Below are 24170 nucleotides of genomic sequence, written 5' to 3'. Positions count from 1 at the left end.
CCGGAGGAACCGGCCCCGGTACGACGACCGTGGGGAATCGGAAGCGAGGGGAGGCGGCCATGGCCTGGCCGATCGCAGAGGTGGCCCGGCTGTCCGGGGTGACCGCCAGGACACTGCGGCACTACGACGAGATCGGACTGCTGCCGCCGGCCCGGATCGGCTCCAACGGCCACCGCTACTACGAGGAACGGCAGTTGCTGCAGCTGCAGCAGATCCTCGTCCTGCGGGCGCTGGGCGTGGGGCTGACCGAGATCGCCCGGATCCTGGGCGATCAGGTGGACGAGCTGGACGCCCTGCGGGGCCACCACCGGAGGCTGGTCACCGAACGCGACCGGCTGGACGCCCTGGCCGCCACCGTTTCCCGCACGATCGTCGACCTGGAACACTCCCGGAAGGACGGCACACCCATGACCATCAACCGCCCCGAGAACCTGTTCGAGGGCATCCGGCCCGACGACGTCGACGCGAGCCTGCGCGACTTCCCCGAGCACGCCGAGGCGGCCCGGCACGCGACCGCCGCGATGAGCCCGGAGGAGATCGAGGCCGGGCAGCGCGAGCGGACCGCGCGCATGATCCGCCTGGCCGAGCTGATGGCGGCCGGCCACCCGGCCGACGCCGAGCCCGTGCAGAGCATGACCGCCGAGGAGTACGGGCTGCTCGGCACGATCCGGTCCGTCCCCGCGGAGGAGTACCTCGCCATCGCGCGGTCCTGCACCGAGAACGAGCAGTGGAGCACCGCGTACGAGGCCATCGCCCCGGGCCTGGCCGCGTACCAGCGGAGCGCCATGGAGGCGTACGCGGCAGCGCGGCTGCTCTGAGCCGGGCGGTCCCGAGCCGGACTGTCCTGGCCTCGGCCGTCCCGAGTTCGGCTGTCCCGAACTCGGCTGCTCCGGGACGGACTGCTCCTGGGTGCGGCTGCCCCTGCGGTAGCTGCGCCCGGACGGGCCGCTCCCGCAGGGGACGGTCCTGCGGGAGCGGGCCGCCGCCGAGCGCTCTCCTGCCGTCACTCCGTCCGTAGCGCCGTGACCGTCCGGGTCCGGGCCGCCCAGGTGGCGGGGAGCGCTGCGCCGAGCAGGGCCAGCACCAGCCCACCGAGTATCAGCGGCCCCACCACCGACGGGTCGAAGACCCCGAGGTCCTCGCCGGGCACGCCGATCCCGGCGGCGCGGGCCATCGCCGGCATCACCTGGTGGTGCACCAGGATCCCGATCGGCACCCCGATCAGGCCGGCCACCAGCCCGCTCCCGCAGACCGAGGTGAGCACCATGCCGACGGTCTGCCGGGGCGACATCCCGAGCGCCTTGAGCACGCCGAGGTCGTGTACCCGCTCCCGGGTGTCCAGCAGCACTGTGTTGAGCACCCCGAGCCCCGCGACCACGGAGAGCAGCAGCGTGAGCGTGCCCGCCAGGGTGTTCATCGCCAGCACCACGATGCTGATGTGCTGCTCGCCCGGCTCGGCGCCCAATCCCATCGGCCGGACCACGTCGTCGAGCGCGTCGGCGTACGCCTTCGCGTCGGTGCCGGGGGTGAGGTCGATGTGGAAGGAGATCGCCTCGGTGGCGACGGCGCCGCCGATCGGGGCCAGCGCGGCCCGGTCCAGGAATACGGAGTCCCCGGTGGTCAGAACCTCGCCGGTGATCTTCGCCGGGGTGGTGCGCCCGTGGTCGGTGAGGGTCACGGTGTCGCCGACCTTCGCCTGGTTGGCGCGGAGGTAGGCCGATCCGACCACGACCTCGCCGGGTCCGTGGAACCAGCGGCCGGTGACCAGCTGGTAGCCGTTCCACGAGGCGTCGCCGCTGAACGCGACCACGTCCGAGCGCCCGGTGTTCCCGGCCAGGGCCACCGGCGACGGGACGGTGCTGTACCAGGCCCTGGTCCCCGGGCGGGCGCCGATCGCCCGCGCCACGGCCGCCTCGTCCACCTGGTCGACGGGCTCCGTGGTGCCCTCGATCGGGGTCCGGACCACGACCTTGTCGGCGCGCCCGGCCTCCAGACCGTCCTGGACCAGGCCGAGCGAGAGCGTCAGGCCGACGCAGAGCGTGACTCCGGCCGTGCCGAGCACGACCGCGGCCCCCGTCGTCACCGAACGGCCAGGCCGGTGGAACGGGCCCGCCAGCCCGAGGCTCAGCGAGCGCGGCACCGGCAGTCGGCCGATCCCGTTCCGGATCCCCGTCAGGAGGCCCGCCGTCCCGGCCCGGCCCGCACCGCCCCGGGCGGCGGCCCGTTCGACGCCCGGCGCCGTCCGGCCGACCGCGAGTGCCTCCACCGTGCGCAGCCGTCCGGCCCGCAGGGCCGGCACCAGCGCGGTGCCCGTCACGGCGGCCAGGGCCGCCGCCGCGACCGTGAGGTCCACCCAGAGCGGGATGCCGAGCAGACCGCCGCGCAGGGCCTTGTGGGCCATGCCGAGGACGGGCACTGAGAGCAGGTTGCCGCCGAGCACGCCGAGTGCCGTGCCCGCTCCGGCAGGGATCAGCGCCTGGCCGACGTAGGCGCGCGTCACCTGGGCCGGCGTGAAGCCCAGGGCCTTCAGAACACCGATCCGCCGGGTGGCGGCGGTGACCGCGCCACTGACCACGACGCCGATGATCAGCACCGACAGGGCGAGGCCGAGCACCCCGAAGGCCGTGACGAACGGGACGAAGGTCGAGGCCGTCCGGTCCGCCTCCGCCTGGGCGGGTCGGTAGGAGGTCGCCTTGGTGAGCGCGCCGGGCGGCACCGCGGCAGCGATCGCGGCGTGGTCGGCCTCCACCTCGGCGTCGGTACCGGCGCGGGCGAAGCGGTAGAGGTACTGGGCGGCGGGCGTCGTGCCGGGCGCCGTCAGCCCGGCGACCTGCTCGGGGGCGACCCAGCCGTCCGCGCTCCAGGAGACGGAGGCGGCGAGGCCGACGACCTTGAGCGTCGGCTGCCCCGGCAGGTCCGGGAACCGCATGCTGTCGCCGACGGCCAGCGGGGAGTGGCCGTCGAGGAACACCACCTCGCCGGGGCCCGCGACCCAGCGGCCCGTGGTGATCCGCAGGCCGTCCATCGGGCCGTCCTGGGCCCGGCCGACCAGTGTCATCGGCGGGAGCGGGCTGCCCGGCGGCGGGATCCTGGTGTCCTCTCCCGTCCGCGCCCGGACGGTGACCGCCGGGTAGGGACCGGCCGAGGCCGTCACGCCGGGCGCGTGGGCGGCCGCGTCGAGCTGGGCGGGGCTCGCCCCGGCCGGGTCGTACAGCACGTTGAGGTGTGCGCCGTGCTGGTCGGCGAAGGACCGCTGGTACGGGCCACGGGCGGCGACCAGCAGCCCGATCGCGAGGATGCACGCCGTCACGGACATCATCGTGGTGAGCACCATGACCAGGGTCTGCACCCGCTTGCGGCCCACCCCGGCCCGGACCACCTTGCCGAGGGCGCTCATCCGCCCACCCCGTTCCGCTCCTGCGCGGCGTTCGCCCGCCCGCACCCGTTCCCCGTCAGCCCGCTCCACCGCGCTCCCCGCCCCCGGATCACCGCGCGCCCCCGGGAGCGGGCACGGCCGCGGTGTCCCGGACCAGCCGGCCGTCGAGCAGCTCGATCGTCCGGTCCGCGCAGGCCTCGGCGAGCGCGGTGTCATGGGTGACCAGCAGGATCGTCTGGCCCTCGGCGTTGAGCCCGCGCAGCAGGTCGCGGACGTCGGCGGCCGAGGCGGTGTCCAGCGCCCCGGTGGGCTCGTCGGCCAGCAGCAACGGCGGGCGGTTCATCAACGCCCGCGCCACCGCGACCCGTTGGCGCTCACCGCCGGAGAGCCGGCCGGGGAAGGCCCTGGCGTGCCGGGCCACCCCCAGCCGCTCCAGCAGCTCGCCGGCCCGGGCGCGGGCCTGCTCCTTCCGCATCCCGGCGAGCTGGGCCGGGAGCAGGACGTTGTCCTCGACGTTCAGGTCGTCCAGCAGGTTGAAGAACTGGAACACCATGCCGATCCGGCGCCGCCGGTACTCGGCCAGCGCGGCCTCGCCGAGCCGGTGGACGGCCACGCCGTCCACCTCCACCGCTCCCTCGCTCGGGCGGTCGAGGCCCGCGATCAGGTTCAGCAGGGTGGACTTGCCGCTGCCCGAGCGGCCGACCACGGCCAGCGCCTCGCCGGCCCGTACCTCCAAGTCGAGGCCGGCCAGGGCGGGGCGGGCGGCGGCGGATCGGTCGTACGTCCTGCTGACGCCGCGGATCCGGATGATCGGCGCGTTCACGGGCCCTCCACGGTTCGGGGTCCGGCACCGGAGGGACCCGGGCCGGCTGACGGGACATGACGCTACGAATCGGCACGGGGGTGCGGACAGCCGCCTGGACGGCCTCTGCGGGGTGTATCCAGATACACCCCGAAGTAGGTGTCCAGGCCTAGAGCGCCGACCGCGGCGGCCGGGCAGACTGACTCACCGAAAGATCGGCACCGGGCCCTCGGGGGCTTCGGGGCCAAGGGCTTCGGAGCCCCCGGACGGGGACTCCGGGACGGCGAGGGGGCGCATCATGAGGCCGGACGCGAGCACCGGAACGGGGACGGGCGGCGCGGGAGCAGGGGCGGGTGCGACGGGGGCGACCGGCCGGGCCGCCCGGCAGATGGGCCAGGCCCTCGTGGACGGCGTGCGTGCCTGGTACGCCGTGACGCTGGCCGTGACGGGCCTGGTCTCGCTGCTGGCCGGGCCGGTCCTGCTGGCCGCCGCGCTGTTCGGCCCGGACGAGTCCCGGCCGTTCGGGCCGGGCGGCCCGCTGATCCTGACGGTGCCGTTGGGGCCGGTCGCCCTCTGGGCGCTCTGCTGGGCCACCGGGGGCGGTGGCCGAGCCGTCGGGGCCGCCCTGTTCGCGCCGGGCGCGATCGCGGTGATGGCGACGCACCTCTACGGCGGAGCCGCACCGGGCGGCCGCTCCGTCTCGCTCTGGCTGGCGCCCTCCCTGCTGGTCCTCGCCCTGTTCGGCGCGCGCTGGACCGCGACGGAGAGCAGGCGGGTGGTCGGGAAGTGGAGCGGCCGGCCGGTCCCGGTGCCGTACCGCCGACCGCCCGGCGCCACCGGCCCCTGGCAGCGGCTCCGGGCCGGCGGCTGGCTGACCGACCCGGCGACCTGGCGGGACCTCGCCTGGGTGCTGCTCACCGGCTGCACGGTGCTCCTCACCGCCGCGGTCATCGTGCTGACCCCGGTCGCCCTGCAGGTCTTCGGCCGGAACGGGCCGTTCGTCGCGCTCGGCGTGATCTACGGGATGGGCCTGACCGTCGCCCCGGTGGCCGCGCTGTGGGCCGCCCCGCCGGTCCTGCGGATCCACGAGTGGACCGCCCGGGCCCTGCTCGGCCCCTCCCGCCGAGCCGAACTCGCCCACCAGGTCAGCCACCTGGCCCGGACACGGGCGGACACCATCGACGCCGGGGCCGCCGAACTGCGCCGGATCGAGCGGGACCTGCACGACGGGGCGCAGGCCCGGCTGGTGGCCCTGGGCATGCTGCTGACCGTGGCCGAGCAGCTGAAGGACGACCCGGACGCCCTGGGCCCGCTGCTGGCGGAGGCCCGGACGTCCTCGGTGAAGGCACTGGGAGAGCTGCGGGACCTGGTCCGCGGCATCCACCCCCCGGTGCTCGCCGACCGCGGACTGGCCGACGCGGTGCAGGCGACGGCACTGGACCTGCCACTGCCGGTCACCTTCACCGGCGCCCTGCCGGGCCGGGCACCCGCCCCGGTGGAGTCGGCCGCCTACTTCGCGGTCACCGAGTTGCTGGCCAACGTGGTGAAGCACGCGGGCGCCTCGCACGTGTGGATCGAAATAGGGCACAGTGGCGGGCTGTTGCGGATATCGGTGACCGACGACGGGCGCGGCGGCGCCGACCCGTCCCGGGGCACCGGCCTCAGCGGAACCGAACGCCGACTGGCCGCCTTCGACGGGGTGCTCGCGATCAGCAGCCCGTCCGGTGGTCCGACCATCGTGAACCTGGAGATCCCGTGCGCGTTGTCATCGCCGAAGACCTCTTCCTCCTCCGGGACGGCCTGACCCGGCTGCTGGAGGCCAACGGCATGGAGGTCACCGCGGCGGTCGAGAACGGCGACCAACTGCTCGCCGCGGTGGACGCCGACCGGCCCGACATCGCCGTGGTCGACGTCCGGCTGCCGCCGGGCTTCACCGACGAGGGGCTGCGGGCCGCGCTGGCCGCCCGTCAGGCGCACCCGGGCCTGCCCGTCCTGGTGTTGTCGCAGTTCGTGGAGCAGCTGTACGCGCGCGAGCTGCTGGCCGGCAGCACCGGCGGGATCGGCTACCTGCTCAAGGACCGGGTGATGGACGGCGCCCAGTTCATCGACTCCGTCCGGCGGGTCGCCCAGGGCGGTACCGCGATGGATCCGGAGGTGATCACCCGGCTGCTCACCCACAACTCCTCGGCCGGCCCGGTCTCCACCCTCTCCCCCCGCGAGCGGCAGGTGCTGGGCCTGATGGCGGAGGGCCGTTCCAACGCCGCCATCGCCCAGCAGCTGGTGATCACCGAACGGGCAGTCGCCAAGCACACCGCGTCGATCTTCGTCCGGCTCGACCTCCAGCCCTCCGACGACGACAACCGCCGGGTCCTGGCGGTCCTGGCCTACCTCAACAACGCCTGAAAGGGGCCGCCGACCGCCGTACGCGAATGATCGAACGCTCCGTGACTGAACGACCACCGACAAGTGATGAGTGGCCCTCCGCTGCAGGGGGCTCGCCCGCCGCCGAACCGGTCATTTAGGCTGGTGAGGTGCTCATCCTTGTTCGCCGCCGTCACGTGGACCTGCTCCGCGTGACCACCATGTCCTGTCGACGCTCCGGCTGAACCTCTCACCACCCACCCTCAACGGCGGCCCCACCCGGCCGCCCCCGCCTCCCGGCACCCGGAGCACCCGCCGCACCAGGCCCTGCTCAGGCGCCCCCGGTCGACCACCGGGCCCGGCCGGGACGAGACCCAGCGGATGTCACACATGACGCAGCAGCACACCCCCATATCCGAAACCGGCTCCGGTTCCACCCCCGCGGACGCCCTCCCGGTGATCGACCTCTCGCTCGCCGACGGCAGTGCGGAAGACCGCCGCCGCCTGCACGACGAACTCCGCGCCGCGGCCACCGGCGTCGGCTTCTTCCAGCTCGTCGGCCACGGTGTCACCCCGGAGGAGACGGCCGCGCTCACCCGGGCCATGCGCGCCTTCTTCACCCTCCCCGAAGCCGACCGGCTCGCCGTGAGCAACCTCAACTCCCCCCACTACCGGGGCTACACCCGCACCGGCGACGAACGAACCGGCGGCAGCCAGGACTGGCGCGACCAGCTGGACATCGGTGCCGAGCTGCCCGCGCACGTCCCCGGCGCCGGCGAGCCCCCGTACTGGTGGCTGGAGGGCCCCAACCAGTGGCCTGCGGCGCTCCCCGAACTGCGCACCGCCGCACTCGGCTGGATCGACCACCTCGGCGGGGTCGCCCGCCGGCTGCTGCACGAACTCCTCACCGCGATCGGTGCCCGCCCCGACTTCTACGACGAGGCCTTCGCGGGCCACCCCCACCTGCGCCTCAAGCTGGTCCGCTACCCCGGCACCGCCCCGGACGGCGCCGGCCAGGGCGTCGGCGCCCACAAGGACTACGGCTTCATCACCCTGCTGCTCCAGGACACCGTGGGCGGACTCCAGGTCGAGCGCCAGGACGGCAGCTTCCTGGACGTGCCGCCGATGGAGGGCGCGTTCGTCGTCAACCTCGGCGAACTGCTGGAGGTCGCCACGGACGGCTACCTCAAGGCCACCAGCCACCGGGTCGTCAGCCCGGCCGGCGCCCGCGAGCGCTTCTCCGTCCCGTTCTTCTACAACCCGCGCCTCGACGCCCACATCGCGCCGCTGGACTTCCCGCTCGCCCACCACGCCCCCGGCGCCACCGAGGACCCCGACAACCCCCTCTTCGCCGACTTCGGCCTCAACGAGTGGAAGGGCTACACCCGGGCCCACCCCGAAGTCACCCGCCGCCACCACGCCGCCCTCGCCTGACCCTCCCCGACAGCGCGCCGCCGCGGGGGTGGCCCGGCTCACCCCCCGGGGTGATCCGGGTCGCCCGCGGATGATCCGGCTTCGGCCTCAACGAGTGGAGGGGCTGCACCCGGGCCCACCGCCCACCGCACGCGGCAGCCCCGAAGGACCGGAGGCCCCGACCGACCGGGGAGCCCCGACCGACCGGGGAGCCCAGGGGACCCGTGGAAACACGGGAGACCCCGGGAGATTCCGGGCGGCCCCACCCGACGCCCCCGACCCGAGCCGGACCTCCGGCGGAAGGGCGGGGGCGTCGGCGTGACCCCGTCCTGCGGAACCGGCACCCCGCCCGCGTCGGCGTCACGGTGTCCCGCCCGACCGCACGCCGGCCCCCGTCCACCGCCGCGCCCGACCCACAGCCCGCCGCCTACCGCCCACCACCGGCCACCCGCCACCCGCCACCCGCCGCGCCCACCCGCGGCCGACCACGCACGGCCCGCCACCCGCCGCCGGTGGACCGGCACGGGCCGCACTGTCACACTGCTGCTGTCACAGCAGGAGTGTGCCAGCGCGGGAGGCAGCAGATGGGGGAGCACGGCGCCGTAGCGGGCGAGGTGCGGCTGACGGTGGACGAGTTGGCGGCGCGGGCCGGGGTGACGGTGCGGACGGTGCGGTTCTACGGGACGAAGGGGCTGCTGCCACCGCCGGAACTGGGGCCGCGGCGGGTGGGGTTGTACGGCGCGGCGCACCTGGACCGGCTGGGGCTGATCGAGGAGTTGCAGCGGCAGGGGCTGACGCTGGCGGCGATCGAGCGTTACCTGGCGCGGCTGCCGGAGGACAGCACTCCGCTGGACCTGGCGATCCACCGGGCGCTGGTGGCGTCCTGGACGCCGGAGGCCGTCGAGGAGCTGGGCCGGGCCCAGTTGGAACGGCGCACCGGGCGGGGGCTGTCGGAGGAGCAGGTCGGACGGCTCGCGGCGATGGGGGCGCTGGAGCGGACCGACGACCCGGAGGTGTTCCGGGTGGATCCGGGCCTGCTGCCGCTGGGCGTGCGGATCCTGGACGTGCCGATCCCGTTGGAGACGCTGCTGACCGCCCGGGCGGTGGTGCTGGAGCACAGCCGGGCGACGGCACGGGAGTTGCAGCGGCTGTTCCGGGAGACGGTGTGGAAGCCGTTCCGGGAGAGCGAGCCGGCGCCGGACGAGCTGGCCCGGATGAAGGCGTTGACGGACCACATCCAGCCGATGGTGGCGCAGGCCCTGGTCACGGCGTTCCAGCGCTCGCTCCGGGAGGAACTCGGCGAGGAACTGACCGTGGTGCTGCCCGCCGAACCGACCGGGCCACCGGCCGGACACGAGCCCGGACACGAGCCCGGACAACCGGCCGGACACGAGCCCGGACACGAGCCCGGACAGCCGACCGGACAGGCGCCCGGACAACCGGCCGGGCAGGAACCCGACGGGCCGGCCGGGGAACCCCGCCGGGCGTGAGGCCCCGGGGTCGGGCGGCACCGTGCGGAACACGGCACCGCCCGACCCCGGGCGGCACCCGGGTCAGTCCGTGAACGTCCGCCCCTCGGCCGCGATCCGCTCCAGCAGCGCCGGCGGCGCGAACCGCTCGCCGTACGCGGCGGCGAGTTCGCGGGCGCGGGCCGCGAAGCCGGCCGGGCCGCCCTCGTACCCGTTGATGTACTGGAAGACGCCGCCGGTCCAGGCGGGGAAGCCGATGCCGAGGATCGAGCCGACGTTGGCGTCGGCGACCGAGGTCAGCACGCCCTCCTCCAGGCAGCGCACCGAGTCCAGCGCCTCGCTGAACAGCATCCGCTCCTTGAGGTCCTCGAAGGGCACCTCGGCGGCGTCCGCACCGGAAGCGGTGAAGTGCTCCAGCAGTCCCGGCCAGAGCCGCCCGCGCCGGCCGTCCTCGCCGTACTCGTAGAAGCCGGCGCCGCCGCTGCGGCCCGGGCGGCCGAACTCGTCGACCATCCGGTCGACCACTGCGTCGGCCGGGTGCGGCGTCCAGGTGCCGCCGCCGCCCTCGACCGAGCGCCGGTACTCGTCGCGGATCTTGCGCGGGAGGGTGAGGGTGAGCTCGTCTATCAGGGAGAGCACCTTGGCGGGGTAGCCGGCCTGGGCGGCGGCCTGCTCGACGGAGGCGGGGTGGATGCCCTCGCCGACCATGGCGACGCCCTCGTTGAGGAACTGGCCGATGACCCGCGAGGTGAAGAAGCCTCGGGAGTCGTTGACGACGATCGGGGTCCGGTCGATCTGCCGGACCAGGTCGAAGGCCCGGGCGAGGGCCTCGTCGCCGGTCTGCGGGCCGCGGATGATCTCCACCAGCCGCATCTTGTCGACCGGCGAGAAGAAGTGCAGGCCGATGAAGTCGCCGGTGCGCCGGACGCCTTCGGCGAGCACGCCGATCGGCAGCGTGGAGGTGTTGGAGCAGAGCAGCGCGTCGGGGGCGACGACGCCCTCAACCTCCTGGAACACCTTGTGCTTGAGCTCGGTGTTCTCGAAGACCGCCTCGATCACCGCGTCGCAGCCGGCCAGGTCGGCGGCGTCGCCGGTGGGGGTGATCCGGGCGAGCAGTTCGTCGCGCTTGGCCTCGGTGGAGCGGCCGCGTGCGACGGCCTTGTTCAGCAGCCCCTCGGAGTAGGCCTTCCCGCGCTCGGCGGCCTCGGTGCTCACGTCCTTGAGGACGACCTCGATGCCGGCCTTGGCGCAGGCGTAGGCGATGCCCGCGCCCATCATCCCGGCGCCGAGCACGGCGACCTTGCGGACCGTCCGGCGCTCGATGTCCTTGGGGCGCCCGGCACCGGAGTTGACCGCCTGCATGTCGAAGAACAGCGCCTGGATCATGTTCTTGCTGGTCTGGCCGCAGGCGAGCTCGGTGAAGTAGCGGGCCTCGATCACCATCGCGGTGTCGACGTCCACCTGGGCGCTCTCGACCGCGGCGGCCAGGATGTTGCGCGGGGCCGGGTAGGGCGCGCCGTTCAGCTGCTTGCGCAGGTTGGCGGGGAAGGCGGGCAGGTTGGCGGCGAAGGCCGGGGTGGTCGGGGTGCCGCCGGGGATCTTGTGGCCCTTGACGTCCCAGGGCTGGACGGCGGTCGGGTTGGCCTCGATCCAGGCGCGCGCCCGGGTGGTCAACTCCTCGGTGCTGTCGACCAGTTCGTGCACCAGGCCGTGCTCCAGCGCCTGCGCCGGGCGGTACTGGCGGCCCTGCAGCAGGTACTTCAGCAGGGCGTCGGTGATGCCGAACAGCCGCACGGTGCGGACCACTCCGCCGCCGCCCGGCAGCAGGCCGAGGGTGACCTCGGGCAGGCCGATCCGGCTCGCCGGGGTGTTCAGCGCGATGCGGTGGTGGCAGGCGAGGGCGAGCTCCAGGCCGCCGCCGAGCGCGCTGCCGTTGACGGCGGCGACGACCGGCTTGCCGAGGGTCTCCAGCGTGCGCAGCGAGCGCTTGATCCGCATCGACTTCTCGAAGACGGCTTCGGCGTCCTCGGGGCGGGCCGCGGAGAGCATCCGCAGGTCCCCGCCGGCGAAGAAGGTCTTCTTGGCGGAGGTGATCACCACTCCGCGCAGCGCGTCCCCGAGTCCGGCCAGCCGGCCGACGACGGTCTCGAAGTCGGCGGTGAAGGCCTCGTTCATGGTGTTGACGGACTGGGTGGGGTCGTCGAGGACGAGGGTGACCACGCCGTCCTGGTCCTGCTCCCAGCGGATGGTGGTGGTGTCGCTCATGGGTTCACGGTCTCCAGGTCTGCAAAGCGAGGTGCCACGCGAGGGGGTCTCCCGGACGGGGTCCGGGGGAACGTGCCCCGGGAAGGGTGGCGGCGGGCGACGGGTGGGCTCAGACGCGCTCGACGATGGTGGCGATGCCCATGCCGCCGCCCACGCAGAGGGTGATCAGGCCGTAGCGCAGGTCGCGCCGTTCCAGTTCGTCGACGACGGTGCCGAGCAGCATCGCGCCGGTGGCGCCGAGCGGGTGGCCGAGGGCGATCGCGCCGCCGTTGACGTTCACCTGGTCGGGACGGAAGCCGAGTTCGCGGATGAACCGGAGCGCGACGGCGGCGAAGGCCTCGTTGATCTCGACCAGGTCGATGTCGGCGGCGGTCAGACCGGCCTTGGCGAGCGCCTTGCGGGTCGCCGGGGCGGGGCCGGTGAGCATGATGGTCGGTTCGGAGCCGGAGACGGCGGCGGAGACGATCCGGGCGCGCGGACGCAGCCCGTACCGCTCGCCGACCTCGCGGTTGCCGATGGCGACGAGGGCGGCGCCGTCCACGATGCCGGAGGAGTTGCCCGCGTGGTGGACGTGGTCGATGGCCTCCACCCAGTGGTACTTCTGCAGGGCGACGGCGTCGAAGCCGCCGGCCTCGCCGATCTGGGCGAAGGAGGGCTTGAGGCCGGCCAGGGTCTCGACGGTGGTGCCGGGCCGGATGAACTCGTCGCGCTCCAGCACGACCAGGCCGTTGCGGTCGCGCACCGGGACCACCGAGCGGTCGAACAGGCCGTCGGCCTGGGCCTTGGCGGCGCGGGCCTGGGACTCGGCGGCGAAGGCGTCCACGTCGGTGCGGGAGAGGCCCTCGATGGTGGCGATCAGGTCGGCGCCGATGCCCTGCGGGACGAAGTTGGTCTCGTAGGCGGTCATCGGGTCGGCGAACCAGGCGCCGCCGTCGGAGGCCATCTTGACCCGGGACATCGACTCCACGCCGCCGGCCAGGACCAGGTCCTCCCAGCCCGAACGGACCTTGGCCGCGGCCAGGTTGACGGCCTCCAGGCCGGAGGCGCAGAAGCGGTTCTCCTGGACCCCGGCGACGGTGTCGGGCAGGCCGGCCGCGACGGCGGCGATCCGGGCGATGTCGGAACCCTGGTCCCCGACCGGGCTGACCACGCCCAGCACGATGTCGTCGATCGCGGCCGGGTCCAGCTCGGGGAACCGGCGGCGCAGTTCGTGGATCAGGCCGACGACCAGGTCGATCGGCTTGGTGGCGTGCAGCGAGCCGGTGGCCTTGCCCCGGCCGCGCGGGGTGCGGATCGCGTCGTAGACGTACGCTTCGGTGGTCACGATGGGAATGCCTTTCGGGGCTTCGGACTTCAGGGCTTCAGAGCTGTCAGAGCTTCGGGGCCGGGGCTTCGGGGCCCGGGGACTTCGGGGCTTCGAGGTTCCGGTGCCGGGCCAGGCCCGGGAGGGTTCGCCGGAGGGGTCAGCCGAGGATGGAACGGCCCACGATCTCCTTCATGATCTCGGTGGTGCCGCCGTAGATGGTCTGGATGCGGCCGTCGGTGAACGCCCGGGCGACCGGGAACTCGGTCATGTACCCGTAGCCGCCGTGCAGTTGGAGGCAGCGGTCGGCGGTGCGCTTCTGCAGCTCGGTGGCCCACCACTTGGCCATCGAGGCGTCGGCCGGAGTGAGCGCGTAGCGGTTGTGCTCGGTGATGCAGCGGTCGACGAAGGTCCGGGTGACGGCGCATTCGGTGGCCAGTTCGGCGATCTCGAAGCGGACGTGCTGCAACGTGGCCAGCGGCCGGCCGAACGCCTCGCGCTGCTTGACGTAGTCGGTGGTGATCTCGACCAGGTACTCGGCGCCGGCGATCGCCGAGGCCGCGATGGTGAGCCGCTCCTGGGCGAGGTTCTGCATCAGGTGGACGAAGCCGCCGTCGAGTTCGCCGAGCAGGTTCTCCTTCGGCACCCGGACGTCCTCGAAGAACAGCTCGGCGGTGTCCTGGGCCTTCTGGCCGATCTTGTCGAGGTTGCGGCCGCGCTCGAAGCCGGGCGTGCCGCGCTCGACGGCCAGCAGGCTCAGACCGTGCGCGCCGCCCTCGGGGGTGGTCCGGGCGACCACGACGACCAGGTCGGCGAGGATGCCGTTGGAGATGAAGGTCTTGGCGCCGTTGAGCAGGAAGTGGTCACCCCGGTCGACCGCCTGGGTGCGGATGCCCTGCAGGTCGGAGCCGGTGCCGGGCTCGGTCATCGCGATCGCGGTGATCAGCTCGCCGGAGCAGAAGCCGGGCAGCCAGCGGCGCTTCTGCTCCTCGGTGGCGAGCGAGGTGAGGTAGGGGCCGATGATGTCGTTGTGCAGGCCGATCGCCAGCCCGGAGGCGCCGGCCCGGGCGAACTCCTCGGCCAGCACGGCGGCGTAGCGGAAGTCCGGGGTGCCGCCACCGCCGTACTCCTCGGGGACGGCGATGCCGAGGAGGCCCTGGCGTCCGGCCGCGAGCCAGACGGAGCGGTCGACGATCCCGGCCTTCTCCCAGCGGTCGTAGTGCGGCAGCACCTCCTTGGCGAGGAAGGCCCGCACGGTGGCCCGGAAGTCGTCGTGCTGCTCGGTGAAGATCTCGCGCTGCAACGCTACTCTCCTTGCTCTGCCGCGGTGTCGACCGCAGCGGCCTCGTCCGGCTCGGAGCGGCCCGCCCCGGAACGGTCAGTCCCGAAGCGGCCCGCGCCGGAGCCGTCAGTCCCGGAGCGGTCGGTCCCGGAACCGTCCGCCGTCGGATCGCCCGCCGCGGCGCCGAGGCCCGGGACGCCCCAGTCCCGGGCCACCTCGGCGGTGTCCGCCCCCGGCCGGGCCGGCGGGCGGCGCAGCGCGCCGGGGGTGGCGGAGAAGCGCGGGGCGGGGGCGGGCTGGGTGACGCCGTCCGCCTCGACGTACGTCCCGCGCGCCGCCAGGTGGCCGTCGACCGCAGCCTGACGCATCGTCAACACCGGTTCGACGCAGGCGTCGGAGCCTTCGAAGACCGCCTCCCACTCACTCCTGGTCCGGGTGGCGAAGCGGGCCGCGATCCGGGCCCGCAGCTCCGGCCAACGGGCGGGGTCGTACTGGCCGGGCGCCTCGGGGCCGAGCTCCAGCAGTCGGGCGAACTCGGCGTAGAAGCGCGGCTCCAGCGCGCCGACGGCCAGGTGTCCGCCGTCGGCGGCCCGGTAGACCGCGTAGAACGGTGCACCGCCGTCCAGCAGGTTGACGCCCCGGCGGTCCTGCCAGTGGCCGGCCGCGAGCAGCCCCCAGAGCATGCTGCCGAGGTGTGCCGCACCGTCCACGATCGCGGCGTCCACCACCTGGCCCGCGCCGGTGGCCCGGGCATGGTGCAGTCCGGCGAGCAGGCCGACGACCAGGTAGAGCGAGCCGCCCGCGTAGTCGCCCAGCAGGTTGGCCGGGATCCCGGGCGCCTGGTCGGCGCCGCCCGGCGCCGCCGCGACCATCCCCAGCACCCCGGCGACCGCCGCGTACCCGAGGTCGTGCCCGGCGGTCGCGGCCCGGGGCCCGTCCTGTCCCCATCCGGTCATCCGGCCGTACACCAGTGCCGGGTTGCGCGCCAGGCACGCCTGCGGGCCGACGCCGAGCCGCTCCGCGACACCGGGCCGGTAGCCCTCGATCAGCAGGTCGGCCCGCTCGACCAGGTCCAGCACCAGCCCCGGCCCGCCGGGCGACTTCAGGTCGACCAGCACGGAGCGCTTGTTGCGGTTGCTGAGGTCGTACGCCGGGTCCGTCCCGAGCGGCGAGGGCTCCGGCCGGTCCACCCGCACCACGTCCGCCCCGAGGTCCCCGAGCAGCATCGCGGCGAACGGGCCCGGCCCGATGCCCGCGAGTTCCACCACCCGCACGCCCGCCAGCGGTCCGCCCGCCGGCGGTCCGCCCGCGGACGGGGCCGGGCCGCCCGAGCCCGCTGGACTGCTTGTGTCACGCACTGGCCGCAGAACCCTTCGGGGTTTGACAGTAAAGCTGTAACACTCGGGATGATAGGCAAGCGACCCGCCGGTAACAAGACCTCCGCGCCGCTCCGCCGCGAGCCGGTCCGGCCGCCGGTCCGCACAGCCGGGAATATCGACGGGCACCTGCACATGTAATGGCCTATCCTGCGAGGCATCCATTACGAATCACGACGGGGGAATCGTCATGAGCACCGCCCAGCACACCACCCGCACGGTCGTCGCCGTCTCCGAGCGGCTGGTGCTCACACAGCCGCAGCAGGGGGACGCCGAGGCCATGTTCGCCGTGCACGGGGATCCGGAGACCAACCGGTACAACCCGCACGGGCCGCAGCGGGACCTCGCGGCCGCCCAGGAGGCGCTGGACGGCTTCGTGGCCGACTGGGTGCGGGACGGGATCGGGTACTGCGCCGTGGCCAGGCGCGAGGAGCCGGAGGTGATCATCGGCTTCGCCGGGCTGTACCTGCACACCCTGGACGGGGAGCGGGTGTTCAACCTCTACTACCGGTTCCGGCCGTCCGCCTGGGGCCAGGGGTACGCGGCGGAGGCGGCCCGCGCGGCGATGGCGCAGGGGCGCCCGCGGTTCCCCGGGATCCCGGTGGTCGCCCTGATCTGGGCCGACAACCTGCCCTCCCGCCGGCTCGCCGAACGGCTCGGGCTGGTGGCCGACCCGGACGGGCGGGTCGACGAGGAGGACCGGCTGATCCACCGGATGGCCTGAGCCGCGAATCCCCCGCCGGGGGGAGGGGGATCCCGCCCGGGGCTGAGGACCGGGGCCCGGGCGGGACGCGACCGTGGGGGCATGAGACACAAGGACGACGCGGTACGGGTGGTGGCGGCCGGGGTCGCGATGACCGCCACCGTCCCCTACCTGACGCTGAAGCTGCTCTGGCTGACCGGCTCCGAGGTCGGTGTGCGCGATCCGGGGGCGCTGGACGGACTGTGGACGCTCAACCTCCTCACCTTCGGCATGGACGCGATCGCGCTCGCCCTCACGCTCGCCTTCGTCCGGCCGTGGGGGCGCCGGGCGGCCGCCGGACTGGTGGCGTTCCCGATGTGGGTCGCGACCGGACTGCTCGGGACGATCCTGGTCGCCGTACCGGCGGACCTCCTCTCCTCGCTCGTGCTCGGCCCGGAGCACCGCCCGCCCGGGCAGCACGCCGACGACGGGCTGGCGGGCTGGGTGTTCGCCCTGGTCTACGGCGGCTTCGGAGTACAGGGCATCGCCCTGATCACCGCCTTCGTGCTCTACGCCCGCCGTCGCTGGGCGGGCCTGTTGCGGGCCCGGATCGGCGACCTGCCCGACTCCCCCACCCGCAACGTGCAGCGCGCCCTCGCCGCCGTCGCCGCCCCGGTCGCGCTCGGCGTCGCGGCGGCCCGGGCCTACTGGGCCGCCGGCGGGACGGTGGGGCTCCCGCTGCGCTGGGCCGACGACCGCGGCCGGTCCATCGCGACGATGGAGGCCGTCACCGCCGCCATGGCGGTGGTCGCGGCGGCGGCACTGCTGGTGCTCGCGTTCCGGATCGGGCCGGGACGACGGCTGCGGGTACCGCTGACGGCGGCCTGGATCGGCGCCGGCTCGCTGTTCGGCTGGGGCGGCTACCAGTTGGTGGCGTTCGGGACGTCGACGACGGTGCCCGACCTGCCGGGCGCGGTACCCGGACTGATGGTGCTGGTGCAGGCCGGGCAGTTCTCGGCTGGCCTGCTGATGCTGGCCGCCGGCGCGATCGCGCTCACCGAATGGGGGGCCCACCACCACCCGGCTGACGTAGAGTCACCCGGGTGATCACGGGGGCGGGCACACGGCTGCGGCGTGCGGCGGGGGCGCTGGTCGGACGGCGGGCCCGGCTGCGCTGGGTGCACCTGGTGCTGGGCGGCGCGCTGCTGATGCCGTACTGGCTGCTGTCGGTGGTGGTGCTCGGCGCGCTCGACGCCGCCCAGGCACCCGCCCGGCAGGCGCTGCTGCAGTTCCTCTCGCTGTTCACCTCGCTGCCGATGGCCGCCGTCACCGCACTGGTGCCGACCGTCCGGGGGCTGGAGGGCGCGGCCGCGCGGGCGCTGTGCGCGGCGCCCCGGGCGGAGGAGTTGGCCACCGGGCCGGCCCGCTCCTGGCCGGCCCGCCGGCGCACCGCGCTCTGGTTCGTCCTGCACCTGTTCTTCGGCGGGGTGGTCGCCGGGATGACGCTGGCCGGGGCGCCGTTCGCGGTGGTGCTGATGTGCTCCTTCGGCGGCGCCCGGGACCTCGCCGCGTTCTGGGAGAACCGCTTCCCCGGTTGGATGATCACCGGACCGTTGCTGGGCCTGGCCGTCCTGCTGCTGATCGTGCTCGCCAACGCGGGCTTCGGCGCGCTGCTCGCCCGCTGGGCCCCCGCCCTGCTCGGCCCGACCCCGGAGGAGCGGCTGGCCACCGCCGAGCGCCGGGCCACCGTACTCGCCCAGCGCAACCGGCTGGCCCGCGAACTGCACGACTCGGTCGGGCACGCGCTCAGCGCGGTCGGCATCCAGGCCTCGGCGGCCGCCCGGGTACTGCGCACCGACCCCGCCTTCGCCGCCGAGGCGCTGCAGGCGATCGAGGAGACGGCGCGGGCGGCCGTCGCCGAACTCGACACCGTGCTCGGCCTGCTGCGCGAGGAGGACCCGGAGGCCACCGGACCGGCCGGGCCCACCCTCGCCGGACTGGACGACCTGCTCCGCCAGCTCGCCCGCACCGGCGTGACGGTGGACGCCGAGCTGGCCCCCGGCCTGCCCGGCCTGCCCGCGCCGGTCTCCCGCGAGGCGTACCGGATCGTGCAGGAGGGCCTGACCAATGTGCTGCGGCACGCCGGACCGGCGCCTGCCGGACTGCGGGTCGGGCTGGCCGGGGACCGGCTGGAGATCGAACTGACCAACCCGCTGGGCCCCGCCCGGCCGAGCCGCCCCGGCGGCGGACGCGGGCTGCGCGGCATCGGGGAGCGCGCGACGGCGCTGCGCGGCGGCAGCACGGCGGGGCCGAGCGCGGACGGAACGACGTGGCGGCTGGCCGTCTGGCTGCCGCTGGGAGGGACTGCACGGTGAACGGCGGGGACGCGGTGAGCGAGGGACACGGCATGAACGGCGGGGCGGACGGCGGCGCACGCGGCGGGGCGGACGACGGCGGGAGGACCGGCGCGGACGGCGGTGCGGACGGCGGTGCGGACGACATCCGCGTGGTGATCGCGGACGACGAACGGCTGGTCCGGATGGGCCTGCGGGTGGTGATCGACGCCGAGCCGGACCTCACCGTGGTCGGCGAGGCCGCCGACGGCGCCGAGGTCGTCCCCCTGGTGCGCGAACTGCGACCGGACGTCGTGCTGATGGACGTCCGGATGCCGGGCATCAACGGGATCCGGGCCACCGAGCAGTTGGTCGGCGGGATGGCCGAGCCGCCGCGGATCCTGGTGGTCACCACCTTCGAGCACGACGACCACGTGTACGACGCGCTGCGCGCGGGCGCGGCCGGGTTCCTGCTGAAGCGGGCGCGGGCGGAGGAGATGGTGCAGGCGGTGCGACTGGTCGCGCGCGGGGACTCGCTGCTCTTCCCGGCGGCCGTCCGCGAACTCGCGGTGCGCCACGGCACGGACCGCCGCCGGGAGTCCTCGGCCGGCCGGGGACCGGTCGGTCGGCTGACCGAGCGGGAGGGGCAGGTGCTGCGGCTGATGGCCACCGGACTCAACAACGGCGAGATCGCGGCGCGGCTGGTGGTCAGTCAGGAGACGGTGAAGACGCACGTCGGCAGCGTGCTCGCCAAGCTCGGCGCACGGGACCGCACCCAGGCGGTCATCGCGGCGTACGAGTCGGGCTTCGTGCTGCCGGGCTGAGGGCCCGCTGCGTGATGCCTGCGGGCAGCGGGCAGCGGGCCGCGAGGGCCCGGAGGCGGCGCGGGCAGCCGCGGGGAATCGCACGCGGGTTCCACCTCCCCGGTACCGGCGAGTAGAGTGCGGTCTTCCCCTCAGCCGTCCGATACCTCCCGTATCGCCTGAAACGAACTGGTGGCCGCATGACAGTCCGGACCCGACCCGCGCTGTGGTGGCGCATGGGAATCGTGCTCTCGGCAGGCCTCGGCCTGACCCTCGGGACGGCACCGCTGGTGTACTTCACCGTGCAGAGCAACGTGATCGTGCTCGGCTACTTCATCGGAGCGGTGTACTGGATGCTCAAGCGCGACAGCGTGGACGCGCCCGCGCCCCGGCTGCGCGGCGCCGCCACGCTGTACATCCTGATCACCGGACTGGTCTCGCACGTCCTGCTGCAGCACGGCGCCAGCCCGCTGCCGGGGCTGGTCGGCGGCCCGGACAGACTGGCGCACTGGTCGTCGTTCTTCCTGCACTACGTCACACCGGTGATGGTGATCGCCGACTGGCTGGTACTCAAGCCGCGCAACGCGGCGGCCTGGAAGGACATCCCGCTCTGGCTGGCCTTCCCGCTCGGCTACGCGGCGATCGTGCTCGCCCGTAACGCGCTGTTCGACGACTACCCGCTGCCCTACCCGTACTTCTTCTTCGACCCGACCACCAGGGGCTACGGCTACGTCTGGGGCCAGATCGCCCAGCTGACCGTCGAGTTCGTCGTCCTGGCCGTCCTCGTCGTCGGGCTGGACCGGCTCGGGACGCTGGTCGCGGGCAAGGTGCGGCCCGCACCGCAGACCTGACTCGCGGACCTGACCCGCGGACCTGACCCGCGGACCCGACCCGCGGACCTGACTCGCGGACACCGGCGGCGGACACCCGCGGCGAAGACGGGCGGCGGGCACCGACGGCGGACCAGGGCCACGGACACCGGCGCAGCGCATCGCGCCCGGCGTCCCCTTCTCACCCGCCGTCAGAACGGTTCGCTGTCGATCCTCCCCGTGGCGGCCCCCGACGAGCCGGCCGTGCCCAGGGACCCGGCCCTGAGCACGGCCCAACGGGTGCTCACCGACGACGCCGGGGGCGACCGGCAGTAACCGCGGCACCGGCCTCGACCGGCAGTAACCGCGGCGCCGACCTCGGCCGGCGCCGCGCTGCCCGTGCGCGCCTCCGCGCCCTTTCCCCTCGCCCTTTCCCGGGCCGGTACCCGCTACATCGGCTCCACCGCCCGCAGGTCCCCGTCCAGCTCCAGCCACCTGGTCACGCCCAGGCCGCGCAGGAACGGCAGGTCGTGGCTGGCCACGACCAGCGCGCCCCGGTACGCGGCCAGCGCCTGGGTGAGCTGGCGGACACTGGCCAGGTCCAGGTTGTTGGTCGGCTCGTCGAGCAGCAGCAGCTGCGGCGGCGGGTCGGCCAGCAGCAGCGCGGCCAGGGTCGCGCGGAACCGCTCGCCGCCGGAGAGCGTCGCGGCCGGCTGGTCGGCGCGGGCGCCGCGGAACAGGAAGCGGGCCAGCCGGGCACGGATCGCGTTGTCCCCGGCGGCGGGGGCGAACCGCTTGACGTTCTCCGCGACGCTGAGCGCGTCGTCCAGCAGGTCGAGCCGCTGCGGGAGGTGCCGCAGCGGCACCGGGGTGGTGATCTCCCCCTCCAGCGGCGCGAGTTCGCCCGCGATGGTGCGCAGCAGGGTGGACTTCCCCGCCCCGTTGCGGCCGACCAGGGCGATCCGCTCGGGACCGCGCAGGTCGAGCTCGGCGGTGCCGCCGTGCGGCAGCCGGACCTTCTGCAGGGTGAGCACGGTGCGCCCGGCCGGGACGGCGGTGCGCGGCAGGTCGATCCGGATCTCGGCGTCGTCGCGCACCGCCTCCTCGGCCGCGCTGAGCCGTGCCCTGGCCTCCTCCAGCCGCTCGGTGTGCATGCCCTGGATCCGCCCGGCGGTCTCCTGGCCCTTGCGCTTGAGCATCCCGGCGAAGATGTGCGGGTCGTTGCGGGTGACCGAGCGCTTCTTGCCGTACGCGGCGCTGCGGTCGAGCCGGCTCCGGGCCTCGACCAAGTCCCGCTTCTGGCGCTGGACGTCGGCCTCGGCGTTGCGCAGCAGCCGCTCGGCCGTCTCCTGCTGGGCCGCGAGGGTGCGTTCGTACTCCTCGAAGTTGCCGCCGTACCAGGCGACTTCGCCGTCCCGCAGGTCGGCGATCCGGTCGACGTGACGCAGCAGCTCGCGGTCGTGGCTGACGATCAGCATCACGCCGTGCCAGTCGGCCACCGTCTCGTAGAGCCGCTCGCGCGCGGCCCGGTCGAGGTTGTTGGTGGGCTCGTCCAGCAGCAGGACGTCCGGGCGGGCCATCAGCAGGGCGGCCAGCCGCAGCAGCACCGCCTCGCCGCCGGAGAGTTCGCCCGTGGTGCGGTCGAGGCCGAGGCGGTGCAGGCCGAGCCGGTCGAGCGTGGCGCGGGCGCGCTCCTCGACGTCCCAGTCGTCGCCGACGGCGTCGAAGTGGCGCTGGTCGGTGTCGCCGGACTCGATGGCGTGCAGGGCCTCGCGGGCGGCCCGGACGCCGAGCGCCTCGTCCACCCGCAGCGTGGTGTCGAGCGTCAGGCCCTGTGGCAGGTAGCCGAGTTCGCCGTCGACCCGGACGGTGCCGCCGGCCGGGGTGAGGTCGCCGGCGATCAGCCGCAGCAGGGTGGACTTGCCCGCGCCGTTGAGCCCGATCAGGCCGGTGCGGCCGGGGCCGACGGCGAGGTGGAAGCCGTCCAGGACGGGTTTGCCGTCGGGCCACTCGAAGGTGAGGTCGGTGCAGAGGACGGCGGTGGTGGGTTGTGCCATGTGGGCCTCCCGGGGTGGTTGCCGAAGGGGTGGTGAGCAACACGGGGAGACACCGCTGGTGCGGAACCGGTACGGCCGAGGAGGACGAAGGGGTGGCGTCACACGGAGGATCGCCACGGGGCCGTGACTGAGGTCGCACACACGCGCACCACGCGGCAACTGGGCCTGCGCGGCGGGGCGGTGTCCCGGGACCTCAGTAGAGCAACGGCCTTCTCCTTGTCTGGCTGATGACCCCGACCACGCTAGGCACCTCGGGAAACGCGTGCAACCGGTTTTCCGGGCCCGGCCGCAACCCCCGCAAGGGGCCCGGGGCGGGGCCCCGGCGGGACCCGGACGGCACAGCCGGACCCGGACGGCACCCGGACTGCACCCCGGACGGCACCCCGAACAGGGCCTCGACGAAGGCCCCGTGCCGATCCCGTGCCGATCCGGTGACAGCCTCGTCCCAGCCGGGGGTGGGTGTAAGGAGATTCTTATCCGCATGGCAGACTCCTCACCTGCCATACCTGCGGCCCGGTGGGGCCGTACCCGAGGAACGGGCCGTATGGCGGTAGTCAACAGGGGGATTTGAACTCATGTCACCGATATCCCGGCCGAGCCGTGCCGTCCTGGGCGCCTCCGTCGCCGCGCTGACCATGGTGGTCGCCACCGCGTGCGGACCGGACAACTCCGACCCGGCCGGCGCCGAGACCGCGGCTCCCTCGGTCGCGGCCAGTGCCACCGGCAAGCCGGGCGCGGCCCCGATCAAGCTCCCGACGGTCGAGGAACTGAAGACCTGGAAGCTCGAGGACTGGGACAAGTGGGCCCAGGCGAACGTCATCACCCCGGCGGTCAAGGGCTACTGGACCCTGCAGAAGCTGCTGGACGCCAAGCCGAAGCCGCTGCCGCAGGCCCCCGCCCAGGACCCGACGCAGGCGCCCGCCCAGCCGACCGCGCAGCCCACCAGCGCCGCCCCGGCCCAGCCCACCGCCGCCCAGCCGCCGGCCGGCCCGGACCAGATGCCCGCCATGGTCCCGGCGAAGCCCGTGGCGCACCCGTTCCCGAAGAACATGCACGTCAACGGCAAGATCTTCTTCAAGGACGGCAACGAGGACTACGTGTGCTCCGGCACCGTCGTCTCCGACCCGGCCAACCCCGGCAAGAGCAACCTGGTGTGGACCGCGAGCCACTGCCTGCACGGCGGCAAGGGCAACAAGTACTACACCGACATCACCTTCGCCCCGGCGTTCAACAGCAACGGCGTGCTGAGCAACGGCAACAAGCAGAAGTCCAAGCTGGACGACGCCGAGCCGTACGGCGAGTGGGGCGCGACCGCGGGCATGGTCTCGCCGCAGTGGACCGGCGAGGCCGACCCGGAGCACGGCGGCCCGTGGAGCCAGTACGACTTCGGCATCATCAAGGTCGCCAACCCCGACCCGAACGGCAAGTCGCTGGAGGAGACCGTCGGCGGCTCCGTGCCGCTGTGGTTCAACGCCCCGCGCGACCAGCTCGCCTCGGTCTCCAACTACGGCTTCCCGGAGGGCAAGCCCTTCGACGGCGTCGAGCTGGAGCACTGCGACGGCGGCAAGCCGTCCAAGAAGACCGGCGACCCGAGCCGCCCGGCGATGCTGCTGATCGGCTGCAACATGACCGGCGGCAGCAGCGGCGGCGGCTGGTACGCCACCAAGGACGGCAAGCCGGCCCTGGTCAGCGACACCTCCATCGGCAACGGCGCGAACACCTACGAGGCCGGTCCGTACCTGGAGGACGTGGCCCAGCACATGTTCGAGTACTTCTCGAAGAAGGCCAAGTGATCCACCGGGGATGATCCCCACCGGTCCCGGGGGCGGCGGCCGTGAC

At 74.1% G+C, this 24170-nt stretch carries 17 protein-coding genes and 1 pseudogene; 11 read left to right on the top strand and 7 right to left on the bottom strand.

Going from position 1 to position 24170, the window contains the following annotated elements; all coding sequences use genetic code 11:
• The first annotated feature begins 59 nt into the window (after positions 1 to 59).
• Positions 60 to 818, top strand: a complete 759-nt coding sequence (locus ACFV04_RS23925; protein ID WP_380347250.1) for a MerR family transcriptional regulator — start codon at positions 60 to 62, stop codon at positions 816 to 818.
• A 185-nt stretch (positions 819 to 1003) separates the two neighbouring features.
• On the opposite strand, the gene ACFV04_RS23920 is transcribed toward ACFV04_RS23925, so the two are convergent.
• The gene (locus ACFV04_RS23920; RefSeq protein ID WP_380531979.1) at positions 1004 to 3397 is read right to left on the bottom strand and encodes an FtsX-like permease family protein; all 2394 of its coding nucleotides are present in this window, start codon (positions 3395 to 3397) and stop codon (positions 1004 to 1006) included.
• 88 nt (positions 3398 to 3485) lie between these two features.
• Positions 3486 to 4199, bottom strand: coding sequence for an ABC transporter ATP-binding protein (locus ACFV04_RS23915; RefSeq protein ID WP_360259798.1), 714 nt, complete (start codon positions 4197 to 4199; stop codon positions 3486 to 3488).
• Positions 4200 to 4476: 277 nt separating this feature from the next.
• Between ACFV04_RS23915 and ACFV04_RS23910 the strand changes: the two genes are divergently transcribed.
• The 4 genes and pseudogenes from ACFV04_RS23910 to ACFV04_RS23895 all read left to right on the top strand — a co-directional run.
• The gene (locus ACFV04_RS23910) at positions 4477 to 5982 is read left to right on the top strand and encodes a sensor histidine kinase (RefSeq protein ID WP_380531975.1); all 1506 of its coding nucleotides are present in this window, start codon (positions 4477 to 4479) and stop codon (positions 5980 to 5982) included.
• On the top strand, positions 5934 to 6581 hold the full coding sequence (locus ACFV04_RS23905) for a response regulator transcription factor (RefSeq protein WP_360259802.1): 648 nt from the start codon (positions 5934 to 5936) through the stop codon (positions 6579 to 6581). Before ACFV04_RS23910 ends, ACFV04_RS23905 begins: the two co-directional genes overlap by 49 nt.
• 348 nt (positions 6582 to 6929) lie before the next feature.
• Entirely contained in the window at positions 6930 to 7973 is a 1044-nt protein-coding gene (locus ACFV04_RS23900) for a 2-oxoglutarate and iron-dependent oxygenase domain-containing protein (protein ID WP_360259804.1), read from the top strand.
• A 563-nt stretch (positions 7974 to 8536) separates the two neighbouring features.
• Positions 8537 to 9256, top strand: a pseudogene (locus tag ACFV04_RS23895) (MerR family transcriptional regulator); the annotation flags it as partial.
• 249 nt (positions 9257 to 9505) lie between these two features.
• On the opposite strand, the gene ACFV04_RS23890 reads toward ACFV04_RS23895, so the two are convergent.
• From ACFV04_RS23890 to ACFV04_RS23875, 4 genes are all read right to left on the bottom strand, one after another.
• The gene (locus ACFV04_RS23890) at positions 9506 to 11686 is read right to left on the bottom strand and encodes a 3-hydroxyacyl-CoA dehydrogenase NAD-binding domain-containing protein (protein ID WP_380531971.1); all 2181 of its coding nucleotides are present in this window, start codon (positions 11684 to 11686) and stop codon (positions 9506 to 9508) included.
• A 109-nt stretch (positions 11687 to 11795) separates the two neighbouring features.
• Entirely contained in the window at positions 11796 to 13010 is a 1215-nt protein-coding gene (locus ACFV04_RS23885; protein ID WP_380347245.1) for an acetyl-CoA C-acetyltransferase, read from the bottom strand.
• Positions 13011 to 13149: 139 nt separating this feature from the next.
• Positions 13150 to 14292, bottom strand: a complete 1143-nt coding sequence (locus tag ACFV04_RS23880) for an acyl-CoA dehydrogenase family protein (protein ID WP_380347244.1) — start codon at positions 14290 to 14292, stop codon at positions 13150 to 13152.
• Between the two features lie 2 nt (positions 14293 to 14294).
• The gene (locus ACFV04_RS23875) at positions 14295 to 15545 is read right to left on the bottom strand and encodes a CaiB/BaiF CoA transferase family protein (RefSeq protein ID WP_380531967.1); all 1251 of its coding nucleotides are present in this window, start codon (positions 15543 to 15545) and stop codon (positions 14295 to 14297) included.
• Between the two features lie 292 nt (positions 15546 to 15837).
• Here ACFV04_RS23875 and ACFV04_RS23870 point away from each other — a divergent pair, with 292 nt between their 5' ends.
• The 5 genes from ACFV04_RS23870 (at position 15838) to ACFV04_RS23850 (ending at position 20316) form a co-directional block, all read left to right on the top strand.
• On the top strand, positions 15838 to 16371 hold the full coding sequence (locus ACFV04_RS23870) for a GNAT family N-acetyltransferase (RefSeq protein WP_380347242.1): 534 nt from the start codon (positions 15838 to 15840) through the stop codon (positions 16369 to 16371).
• Between the two features lie 81 nt (positions 16372 to 16452).
• Entirely contained in the window at positions 16453 to 17436 is a 984-nt protein-coding gene (locus ACFV04_RS23865; protein ID WP_380531964.1) for a hypothetical protein, read from the top strand.
• Positions 17433 to 18704, top strand: a complete 1272-nt coding sequence (locus tag ACFV04_RS23860; protein ID WP_380347240.1) for a sensor histidine kinase — start codon at positions 17433 to 17435, stop codon at positions 18702 to 18704. The genes ACFV04_RS23865 and ACFV04_RS23860 overlap by 4 nt, the downstream gene beginning before the upstream one ends.
• Complete coding sequence (locus tag ACFV04_RS23855) at positions 18701 to 19486, top strand: response regulator (protein WP_380531961.1); 786 nt, start codon at positions 18701 to 18703, stop codon at positions 19484 to 19486. Before ACFV04_RS23860 ends, ACFV04_RS23855 begins: the two co-directional genes overlap by 4 nt.
• 179 nt (positions 19487 to 19665) lie before the next feature.
• Positions 19666 to 20316 (top strand): Pr6Pr family membrane protein, encoded by a 651-nt coding sequence (locus ACFV04_RS23850; protein ID WP_380531958.1) that lies wholly within the window; start codon positions 19666 to 19668, stop codon positions 20314 to 20316.
• Between the two features lie 407 nt (positions 20317 to 20723).
• Here ACFV04_RS23850 and ACFV04_RS23845 read toward each other — a convergent pair whose 3' ends face one another.
• Complete coding sequence (locus ACFV04_RS23845; protein ID WP_380347237.1) at positions 20724 to 22331, bottom strand: ABC-F family ATP-binding cassette domain-containing protein; 1608 nt, start codon at positions 22329 to 22331, stop codon at positions 20724 to 20726.
• A gap of 575 nt (positions 22332 to 22906) precedes the next feature.
• On the opposite strand from ACFV04_RS23845, the gene ACFV04_RS23840 reads away from it, so the two are divergent.
• The gene (locus ACFV04_RS23840; protein WP_360259829.1) at positions 22907 to 24124 is read left to right on the top strand and encodes a hypothetical protein; all 1218 of its coding nucleotides are present in this window, start codon (positions 22907 to 22909) and stop codon (positions 24122 to 24124) included.
• Positions 24125 to 24170 lie beyond the last annotated feature (46 nt).

The organism is Kitasatospora sp. NPDC059599 (assembly GCF_042735125.1).
Classification (GTDB): Bacteria; Actinomycetota; Actinomycetes; order Streptomycetales; family Streptomycetaceae; genus Kitasatospora.
Note: the sequence above shows the minus strand (reverse complement) of the source record. Positions and strands in the feature narration are given on the sequence as shown.

Excerpts from the sequence above, each read along its gene's own strand:
- ACFV04_RS23920 (WP_380531979.1), bottom strand. The coding sequence starts at position 3,397 with ATGAGCGCCCTCGGCAAGGTGGTCCGGGCCGGGGTGGGCCGCAAGCGG.
- ACFV04_RS23870 (WP_380347242.1), top strand. The coding sequence starts at position 15,838 with ATGAGCACCGCCCAGCACACCACCCGCACGGTCGTCGCCGTCTCCGAG.
- ACFV04_RS23865 (WP_380531964.1), top strand. The coding sequence starts at position 16,453 with ATGAGACACAAGGACGACGCGGTACGGGTGGTGGCGGCCGGGGTCGCG.
- ACFV04_RS23850 (WP_380531958.1), top strand. The coding sequence starts at position 19,666 with ATGACAGTCCGGACCCGACCCGCGCTGTGGTGGCGCATGGGAATCGTG.
- ACFV04_RS23910 (WP_380531975.1), top strand. The coding sequence starts at position 4,477 with ATGAGGCCGGACGCGAGCACCGGAACGGGGACGGGCGGCGCGGGAGCA.
- ACFV04_RS23845 (WP_380347237.1), bottom strand. The coding sequence starts at position 22,331 with ATGGCACAACCCACCACCGCCGTCCTCTGCACCGACCTCACCTTCGAG.
- ACFV04_RS23840 (WP_360259829.1), top strand. The coding sequence starts at position 22,907 with ATGTCACCGATATCCCGGCCGAGCCGTGCCGTCCTGGGCGCCTCCGTC.
- ACFV04_RS23900 (WP_360259804.1), top strand. The coding sequence starts at position 6,930 with ATGACGCAGCAGCACACCCCCATATCCGAAACCGGCTCCGGTTCCACC.
- ACFV04_RS23925 (WP_380347250.1), top strand. The coding sequence starts at position 60 with ATGGCCTGGCCGATCGCAGAGGTGGCCCGGCTGTCCGGGGTGACCGCC.
- ACFV04_RS23890 (WP_380531971.1), bottom strand. The coding sequence starts at position 11,686 with ATGAGCGACACCACCACCATCCGCTGGGAGCAGGACCAGGACGGCGTG.